Below are 9449 nucleotides of genomic sequence, written 5' to 3' on the forward strand. Positions count from 1 at the left end.
CGATCAGCGCCAGCAGATCGTGCTGCGAGGTCGTCTCGGGCAGCTTGTGTTCAAAGCTGTTCATCCCCACTTCGCGCGTCTGGATGCCCTTGTTCCTGACATAGACCGCCGAGGCCGGATCCTCGCCCACCAGAACCACCGCAAGGCCGGGAACGATCCCACGAGCCCCAAGTTCAGAAACTCCCGCCGCAACGCGACCACGAATGCCAGACGAAAACGTCTTGCCGTCGATAAGATTGCTCATGCGCTTCAAACTCCTTCGCTTCTGCTGACCTGTCTGGCCGTTCGCGGAATCGGATAGCGCAGCGACGGTTCGGATCAAAGACGCTTTCCGGCATCTCTACGACCGCAGTCTGGGCCCCTCATGGCGCCTGTTGTGCTGCGTGGGGACCGTTTTGCACAGGCGGTTTGCGACAGGCCAATGTCGCTTTAATATGTGGGCGCGATTATCCAATGGTCGCGTCGTGACAGACGGGGCGGCGGAATCAGCCCGCCTTCGCCAGCACGGCGACCAGATCATCCACCGAAGGCGGGACCGGATTGCCCTTCATTGAGGAACTGGACAACGATGCTTCGGCGACCGCACGATGCTGCGAGAAATCAAGGCCCTGCGCCTCAAGGCCGGGCAGCCCCGCATCGCGCGCCCAGTCGGACAAGCTGTCCAGCGCATCACTGCCCTGACAGCCGAAGGTCTGCGCCACGATCTGGCGCAATTCCGTCAGGCGCGGGGCGTGACGGGTCAGGCGGTCGTTCATTTGCAGGACCGGAGCCAGCAGCACACCGCAGATCGCACCATGCGCGGCGGGGGTCACGCCGCCGATCACGCCCGCCAGCCCATGCACCGCACCCAGGCCGCCATTCGCCAGCGCGATACCACCGCAAAGGCTGGTCCACGCCATGCGGTCGCGTGCAGCCGCATCCTCGGCCCGCATCAGCGTCACCAACGCATCCAGACCCGGCGCGATCAGCGGACGGACAAGGGCATCGGTAAAGGGCGTGGCCTTGACCGAGATATAAGGCTCAATCACCTGCGCCAGCGCATCCAGCCCCGAGGCCAGCGTGACGGCACGCGGGCAATGATCGGTCAGCGCCGGATCGACGATGGCAATGCGCGGCAGCATCCGTTCGTCCCGGATCGAGACCTTGCGGCCATGATCGGGCAGGCCGATCACCGCATTGCGCGTGGCCTCTGCCCCCGTGCCTGCCGTTGTCGGGATCGCGACATAGGGCAGCGGCGCGGCGATCAGCGGCTGGCCACGGCCCACCACCTCAAGATGGTCCATGATGCCGCCCGGTGCGGGAATCAGCCCGGCCAGCGCCTTGCCCAGATCCAGCGCCGCACCACCGCCAAGGCCCGCCACCCAATCGGGCGCGAAGTCCTTGGCCTGCGCCAAAGCGTCCTGCAGCATCGGCAGCGTGGGTTCCGCGCCACAGGCCAGCGTCAGCACCTGCGCCCCCTGCCCGCGCAGGGCATCGACCAGCCAAGCGGCACGTTCGGCGTTCGCGCCATGCACGACGACGCCGCGCGGACCAAAGGCGCGGATCAGCGCGGGCGCGTTCTGCGCCTCGCCCCGACCGAACATCACGCGGCCCGGCAGGGCAAAGGCAAAGGGGTTCATGCGGCCTCGATGGTTGCTTTGACGGCTTTCTGCCAACGGGCATATTTCGTCGCCCGCGTCTTGTCATCCATCTGCGGATCGAAACGACGTTCCAGCGCCCAGCTGCGCGCGAATTCCTGCGGCTGGGGGTAAAGCCCGGCGCGCAGTCCTGCCAGATAGGCCGCGCCCAGGGCCGTGGTCTCGGTCACTTCGGGGCGGTCCACCGGGGCGCCAAGGATGTCGGCCAGAAACTGCATCGACCAGTCGCTGGCCGCCATGCCGCCATCGACACGCAGCACGCCGTCGCCAGCGTCGGGCCAGTCGGCACGCATCGCTTCCCACAGGTCGCGGGTCTGGTAGCCCACGCTTTCCAACGCCGCGCGGGCAAATTCTGCAGGACCAGAGTTGCGGGTCAGACCAAAGATCGCCCCCCGGCAATCGGGCCGCCAATAGGGCGCGCCCAGCCCGGTAAAGGCAGGAACCATGATGACGCCCTGCGCCGCATCCGCCTGTTCGGCCAAGGGTTGGGATTCGGGCGCGTGCCGGATCAGGCCCAACCCGTCGCGCAACCATTGCACCACGGCGCCTGCGATGAATATCGACCCCTCAAGCGCGTAGGTGGTCTTGCCGTCAAGCCGGTAGGCGATGGTCGATAGCAGCCGGTTCTGCGACGGGACCAGATCCGCGCCGGTGTTCAGCAGCGCAAAGCAGCCGGTGCCATAAGTGGATTTCATCATGCCCGATTCGAAACAGGCCTGCCCGACGGTCGCGGCCTGCTGATCGCCCGCCACGCCAAGGATGGGTATTTCGCGGCCGAACAGGTCGGGGCGGGTCATGCCGAAATCGTCGGCGCAATCCTTGACCTCGGGCAGCAGGGACATGGGAATGTCCAGCAGTGCGCAGATGTCGTCATCCCAGCGATTTTCCGCGATGTTGTAAAGCAGTGTCCGGGCGGCATTCGTGGCATCGGTCGCGTGGACGCGGCCCCCGGTCAGGTTCCAGATCAGCCAGCTGTCAACCGTGCCAAAGGCCAGTTCCCCCGCCCTGGCGCGGTCGTGCAGCTTCAGGTGATCCAGAAGCCATTTCAGCTTGGTCCCCGAGAAATACGGGTCCAGCAGAAGCCCGGTGCGAGTGCGGATCATGTCTTCGTGGCCCGCATCGCGCAATTGGGCACACAGCTCGGCGGTGCGGCGATCCTGCCAGACGATCGCGTTATGCAGGGGCTTGCCGGTCTTGCGGTCCCACAGCACCACGGTTTCGCGCTGGTTGGTGATGCCGATCGCCTTGATCGCATCGCTGCGCACGCCCGCGCGCTCGACCGCGGCTCGGGCGGTGGCGGCGGTCGTGGACCACAGGTCCATCGGGTCATGTTCGACCCAGCCGGAATGTGGGAAATGCTGCGGAAACTCCTCCTGCGCCTGCGCGACGATCCGCAGTTTCGCGTCGAAAAGGATGGCGCGGGACGATGTGGTCCCCTGATCTATCGCAAGGATATGTGTCATGTCGGGCCGATGCTGACAGGAAGGGACCGCGCGATGCAAGACCGCGCGGCCGGATTTCGTTCACGGGAAATAGGGGGCAGATTGCTCGGACCTGCCCCCGACGGCATCATTGCCAGGACTTGATGAGTTCGTCATAGGAAACGGTTTCGCCCTTGGGCTTTTCGTTTTCCAGCTTGGCAACCGGCGCGCCGGGCGCGTCCAGCCATTCCTGCGGGTCTTTTTCCTCGTTCATCTTGGGGCCAAGATCGCCCTGCACCTTGGCGCGTTCCAGACGTTCCAGCACACGTTCCTGTTCGGCGCATAGCGAATCCAGCGCCTCTTGCGGGGTTTTCGCACCCGACATGGCATCGCCGATATTCTGCCACCAAAGCTGTGCCAGCTTGGGATAGTCGGGGATGTTCGTCCCGGTCGGCGACCACTGCACGCGGGCGGGCGAACGGTAGAATTCAACCAGACCGCCCAGCTTGGGCGCGCGTTCGGTAAAGGATTTGTCCTGAATCGTCGATTGCCGGATAAAGGTCAGCCCGACATGGGATTTCTTCACATCCACCGTTTTCGAGGTGACGAACTGCGCATAAAGCCAGGCGGCCTGCGCACGGTTCACCGGCGTCGATTTCATCAGCGTCCACGACCCCACGTCCTGATAGCCGATCTTGGTGCCTTCGGACCAATAGGCGCCGTGCGGGCTGGGGGCCATGCGCCATTTGGGCGTGCCGTCGGCGTTCATGACCGGCGTGCCTTCTTTCACCATGTCGGCGGTAAAGGTCGTATACCAGAACATCTGCTGCGCGATGTCGCCGCGTGCCGGGACCGGGCCTGCCTCGCCAAAGGTCATGCCCTGCGCCTCGGGCGGGGTGTATTTCTGCAACCACTCGATCGCCTTGGTCACGGCATAGACGGCTGCCGCGTCGTTCGTGGCCCCGCCGCGCGCCACGCATGACCCGACGGGGCGGCTGTTTTCATCGACGCGGATGCCCCATTCATCGACCGGCAGGCCGTTGGGTTCGCCCTTGTCGCCCATACCGGCCATGGACATCCATGCGTCGGTATAGCGCCAGCCAAGGCTGGGGTCTTTCTTGCCGTAATCCATATTGCCCCAGACCTTGCTGGGACTGCCCTCGACATAAGACATATCGCGGCCGGTAAAGAACTCGGCAATATCTTCATAGGCCGACCAGTTCACCGGGACGCCAAGGTCATAGCCGTATTTCGCCTTGAAATCGTCCTTGGTCTTTTGATCGTTGAACCAGTCGTAGCGGAACCAGTAAAGGTTCGCGAATTGCTGGTCGGGCAACTGATACAGATCACCATCCGGGGCGGTGGTGAATTTCAGCCCGATGAAGTCGGGCAGATCAAGCGTCGGGCTGGTGAAATCCTTGCCTTCCTCGGCCATCCACTTGGTCAGGTCGCGCGCCTGCTGATAGCGCCAATGCGTGCCGATCAGGTCGCTGTCGTTGACATAGCCATCGTAGATATTCTCGCCCGTCTGCATCTGGGTCTGCAGCTTTTCGACCACGTCGCCTTCGCCGATCAGGTCGTGGGTGACCTTGATGCCGGTGATGGCGGTGAATGCCGGGGCCAGCACCTTGGATTCGTATTCATGCGTGGTGATGGTTTCCGACACCACCTTGATGTCCATCCCGGCCAAAGGCTTGGCCGCATCAATGAACCACTGCATTTCCTTTTCCTGATCGGCGCGGGACAGCGATGACAGATCGCCGATCTCGGCATCCAGGAACTTCGTCGCCGCCTCCATATCCGCCCATGCGGGCAGGGCCGTGACCGTCAGCGCAAGCGCCATGGCCGTCATCGTGCTGGTCCGTCTCATGTTTTCCTCCCTGATGAGACTTCCACTTGCCCACAGCCCCCCTTTAGCTGCGGGATCATTCACACCCAGCGAAACACCGCTGCGGCATAGACAATGCAGATCGCCAGTGCCCACCAGATCGGCGGACCGGCCAGAAACAGCCAGGCAAGGCAGATGAATGCCGAACCCAGCAGCGTGATGAACAGCCGGTCGCCGCGCGTCGTGCGGATGCGCAGGATGCCCCGGCGCGGCGTTTCCGGGAAACGGATGGCAAGGATGGTGAACAGAACCAGCAGGCTGCCGATCACCCAGAAAAAGCAGGCCACCGGAAAGGTCCATGCCATCCAGCCGCCGGGGATCATCGGCGCGGTCCAGTCCTTGACCCCGTCGTCGGTCATGGGTGTGGCCCAGAACAGAAAGGCCATGATCGCAGCAAGGATCAGCGCCGCCCCGATATAGATCGCGGGCCAATTGCCCCGGCGATGGGTGGGAATTGCGGTCTCCGACATCACACCCTCCCCAGGGCGAAGCCCTTGGCGATGTAGTTGCGCACGAACCAGATGACCAGGGCACCCGGCACGATGGTCAGCACGCCTGCCGCCGCCAGAACGCCCCAGTCCATGCCCGACGCGCTGACGGTCCGCGTCATCGTGGCTGCGATGGGCTTGGCGTTCACCGATGTCAGCGTGCGCGACAGCAGCAGCTCTACCCAGCTGAACATGAAGCAGAAGAACGCAGCCACCCCGATCCCCGACGCGATCAGCGGCATGAAGATGCGGATGAAGAAACGCGGGAACGAATAGCCGTCGATATAGGCGGTCTCGTCGATTTCCTTGGGCACGCCGCGCATGAACCCTTCCAGGATCCACACCGCCAGCGGCACGTTGAACAGGCAATGCGCCAGGGCCACGGCGATATGCGTGTCAAACAACCCGACCGAGGAATAAAGCTGAAAGAACGGCAGCGCGAATACCGCAGGCGGCGACATGCGGTTGGTCAGCAGCCAAAAGAACAGATGCTTGTCGCCCATGAAGCTGTAGCGCGAAAACGCATAGGCCGCAGGCAGCGCCACCGCGATGGAGATCACGGTATTCATCACCACGTAGATGATTGAATTGACATAGCCCATATACCAGCTTGGGTCGGTCAGGATGACGCGGTAATTGCGCAAAGTCAGATCATGCGGGAACAGGGTGAAGCTGCCGGTGATCTCGGCATTGGTCTTCAGGCTCATGTTCAGCAGCCAATAGATCGGGATCAGCAGGAACAGCAGGTAAAGCACCATGACCAGCGTGCGGGTGTTCATGGCTGGCCCTCCTCGTCCTCGGCAGTCATCACGGTGTAGAACACCCAGCTGACCAGCAGGATCACCAGAAAATACATCAGGCTGAAGGCCGCAGCGGGGCCAAGGTCGAATTGTCCCACCGCCATTTTCACCAGGTCAATCGACAGGAAGGTGGTCGAATTGCCCGGACCGCCGCCGGTGACCACGAAAGGCTCGGTATAGATCATGAAGCTGTCCATGAAGCGCAGCAGGACGGCGATCAGCAGGACGCCCTTCATCTTGGGCAGTTCGATATAGCGGAACGCAGCCCAGCGGCTGGCCTGATCGATGCGGGCGGCCTGATAATACGCCTCGGGGATGGATTGCAGCCCGGCATAGCACAGCAGTGCGACAAGACTGGTCCAGTGCCAGACATCCATCACGACCACGGTTGCCCATGCATCAATGGGGTCGTTGGTATAGTTGTAATCAATTCCTAGCGCGGCCAGCGTATGGCCCAGCAGACCAATGTCCATGCGGGCGAAAATCTGCCAGATCGTGCCCACGACGTTAAAGGGGATCAGCAAAGGCAGCGCCATCAGCACCAGAACCACGCTGGCCCAGAAGCCGCGTTTGGGCATGTTCAGCGCAACGAAGATGCCCAGCGGGATCTCGATTGCCAGAATGATCGCGGAAAACAGCGCCTGCCGTCCAAGCGCGCCGTGCAGGCGGTCGGAATGGATCATCTCATCGAACCATTCCAGCCCCGCCCAAAAGAATTCGTTGTTCCCGAACGTGTCGTTAAAGGCGTAGTTCACCACCGTCATCAGCGGGATCACCGCCGAAAACGCGACCAGCACCAGGACGGGCAGGACAACGAACCATGCCTTGTTGTTCTGGATCTTTTGCATCAGGCGTTCCCCCCTGCTTCGGGCGCCACGCGCCAGTCATCGGCATAGATGCCCAGCTTGCCCGGCATCAGATGCACATGCGGATCGGCGGGCATCGGCGCGTCCTCGGGCATGGTGATGTTGAAAGCCGCTCCGGCCAGTTCCGCGCGCACGATGCGGTGGCGGCCCACATCTTCGATCCGGCGGATGGTGACGGGCAGGCCGGTCTCGGACAGATGGGCGTATTCAGGGCGGATGCCGATCTGCGTGCGACCGTTGGCGGCATAGCGCGCGCCCAGTTCCACCACCTGCCCGCCCGGCAGGATGGCCCGGTCGCCGTCGATCCGCGCGTCGATGAAGTTCATGCCCGGCGAGCCGATGAAATAGCCCACGAAACTATGCGCGGGCGTTTCGAACAGTTCGGCGGGCGTGCCCATCTGAACCACGCGCCCTTCGTGCATCACGACGACCTGCTGCGCGAATGTCAGCGCCTCGGTCTGGTCATGGGTGACATAGATCATCGTATGGCCGAATTCGCGGTGCAGCTGGCGCAGCTGCGTGCGCAATTCCCATTTCATCTGCGGGTCGATGACGGTCAGCGGCTCATCGAACAAAATGGCGTTCACATCCTCGCGGACCATGCCGCGGCCAAGACTGATCTTTTGCTTGGCATCCGCCGTCAGGCCGCGGGCGCGGCGGGTCAGCATCTCCTCCATCCCGATCATGCGGGCGATGCGGTCCACGCGCTCGGCGATATAGGCGGGTTCCTTGCCGCGGTTGCGCAGCGGAAAGGCAAGGTTTTCGCGCACCGTCATCGTGTCATAGACGACCGGAAACTGGAAAACCTGCGCGATATTGCGTTCGGTGGTGGGGGCGTCGGTCACGTCGCGTTCCCCGAACAGGATGCGCCCCTGACTGGGCCGCAACAGCCCCGAGATGATGTTGAGCAGCGTCGTCTTGCCGCACCCCGAGGCGCCAAGCAGCGCATAGGCCCCGCCATCCTGCCAGACATGGTTCAGCCGCTTCAGCGCGAAATCCTGATCCCCTTTGGGATGGGGGCTATAGCTGTGGGCCAGATTTTCCAGCGTGATCCGCGCCATGTCACGCCACCTTTGCATAGGCTGCGGGGGCAGCGATGCGCCCGTCCGCGTCGAACAGATAGATATGTGCCGGGTCCAGCCAGACGGTGATGCGGCTGCCCGGTTGCAGCGGGTGGATGCCTTCGACCAGCCCGACCCAGTGATCGGGGCCGTGATCCAGATGCAGGAACGTCTCGGACCCGGTGATCTCGCTGCCGATCAGCGCGCAGTCGAACGGCACCGCATTGCCCCGCGCGGTCAGCGACAGATGCCCCGCGCGAAAGCCCGCCAGATACGCGCCGTCGCCGACGGCCAGACGGGCGGCGTCAAAGGGCTGCGCCTCGCCCATCTGCGCTTTGCCGGACGCGATGCGCAGGGGGGCGAAATTCATGGGCGGATCGCTGAATACCCGCGCCGTCACGGCATCCTGCGGATTGCGATAGACCTGCGGCGTCGGGCCGAATTGCGTCACGCGGCCTTCCCACAGGGTCGCGGTCTGGCCGCCCAGCAGCAGCGCCTCCTCGGGTTCGGTGGTGGCATAGACGAAGATCGCGCCGGACGCCTCGAAGATGCGGGGGATTTCGACGCGCAATTCTTCGCGCAGCTTATAGTCAAGGTTCGCCAAAGGCTCGTCCAGCAGGACCAGCCCTGCGCCTTTGACCAGCGCGCGGGCCAGGGCGCAGCGTTGCTGCTGGCCGCCCGACAGCTCCAGCGGCTTGCGGGTCAGCATCGGGGTCAGGCGCAGCATCTCGGCGGTTTCGCGGACCTTGCGGTCGATCTCGGCCCGTGGACGGCGCAGGATACGCAGCGGCGAGGCGATGTTTTCGTAAACCGTCAGGCCGGGATAGTTGATGAACTGCTGATAGACCATGGCGACGCCCCGGTCCTGCACGCGCGTGCCCGTCACGTCCTGCCCGTTCCACAGGATGCGCCCGGTGGTCGGCTGGTCCAGCCCCGCCATCAGCCGCATCAGGCTGGTCTTGCCCGCAAGCGTCGGGCCAAGCAGCACGTTCATCGTGCCGTTCTGCAATGTCAGGCTGGTGGGGTGGATATGGACCAGCCCCCCGACCTGCCGTGACACGCCTTGCAATTCCAGAACCATTCCGCCCCCTTATTCCGCCGCCAGACGCTGCGCGGCGAACCACGCATCGACGGCTGCGGTCTCATCTTCGGTCATCCTCAGTCCCAGCTTTGTTCTTCGCCACAGGACGTCATCTGCGGTTGTTGCGAATTCGTGGGTTGTGAACCAGCGCAGCTCGGCCTCGGTCAGGCCGGCGCCGAAGTCGCGGCCAAGGTCGGTGGCGTCAGA

10 protein-coding genes are annotated in these 9449 nt (G+C 63.4%); all 10 read right to left on the reverse strand.

The features are described 5' to 3' along the window. On the reverse strand, positions 1-244 hold a 244-nt coding region (locus FN835_RS20490), incomplete at its 3' end, for a tetrahydrofolate dehydrogenase/cyclohydrolase catalytic domain-containing protein (RefSeq protein WP_281285428.1). Positions 245-485: 241 nt separating this feature from the next. Next, the gene (locus tag FN835_RS20495; protein WP_142665092.1) at positions 486-1619 is read right to left on the reverse strand and encodes an iron-containing alcohol dehydrogenase; all 1134 of its coding nucleotides are present in this window, start codon (positions 1617-1619) and stop codon (positions 486-488) included. After that, positions 1616-3100 (reverse strand): glycerol kinase GlpK, encoded by a 1485-nt coding sequence (glpK, locus tag FN835_RS20500; protein WP_142665093.1) that lies wholly within the window; start codon positions 3098-3100, stop codon positions 1616-1618. The genes FN835_RS20495 and glpK overlap by 4 nt, the downstream gene beginning before the upstream one ends. Positions 3101-3206: 106 nt before the next feature. Then, the gene (locus FN835_RS20505; RefSeq protein ID WP_142665094.1) at positions 3207-4928 is read right to left on the reverse strand and encodes an ABC transporter substrate-binding protein; all 1722 of its coding nucleotides are present in this window, start codon (positions 4926-4928) and stop codon (positions 3207-3209) included. Between the two features lie 59 nt (positions 4929-4987). Next, positions 4988-5416 (reverse strand): DUF2160 domain-containing protein, encoded by a 429-nt coding sequence (locus FN835_RS20510; RefSeq protein WP_185958787.1) that lies wholly within the window; start codon positions 5414-5416, stop codon positions 4988-4990. After that, positions 5416-6213, reverse strand: coding sequence for a carbohydrate ABC transporter permease (locus FN835_RS20515; protein WP_142665095.1), 798 nt, complete (start codon positions 6211-6213; stop codon positions 5416-5418). The genes FN835_RS20510 and FN835_RS20515 overlap by 1 nt, the downstream gene beginning before the upstream one ends. Further along, positions 6210-7082: a carbohydrate ABC transporter permease gene (locus FN835_RS20520; protein WP_142665096.1), complete on the reverse strand. Its 873-nt coding sequence runs from the start codon at positions 7080-7082 to the stop codon at positions 6210-6212. Before FN835_RS20520 ends, FN835_RS20515 begins: the two co-directional genes overlap by 4 nt. Then, positions 7082-8161 carry an ABC transporter ATP-binding protein gene (locus FN835_RS20525; protein ID WP_142665097.1) on the reverse strand — a complete coding sequence of 360 codons (1080 nt, stop codon included), beginning with the start codon at positions 8159-8161 and terminating at the stop codon, positions 7082-7084. The genes FN835_RS20520 and FN835_RS20525 overlap by 1 nt, the downstream gene beginning before the upstream one ends. 1 nt (position 8162) lies before the next feature. Continuing rightward, positions 8163-9242, reverse strand: a complete 1080-nt coding sequence (locus FN835_RS20530) for an ABC transporter ATP-binding protein (RefSeq protein ID WP_142665098.1) — start codon at positions 9240-9242, stop codon at positions 8163-8165. Between the two features lie 9 nt (positions 9243-9251). Further along, on the reverse strand, positions 9252-9449 hold a 198-nt coding region (locus tag FN835_RS20535), incomplete at its 5' end, for a glycerol-3-phosphate dehydrogenase C-terminal domain-containing protein (RefSeq protein WP_281285429.1).

Origin of the sequence: Paracoccus laeviglucosivorans (assembly GCF_900182695.1) — a bacterium.
Lineage (GTDB): Bacteria > Pseudomonadota > Alphaproteobacteria > Rhodobacterales > Rhodobacteraceae > Paracoccus > Paracoccus laeviglucosivorans.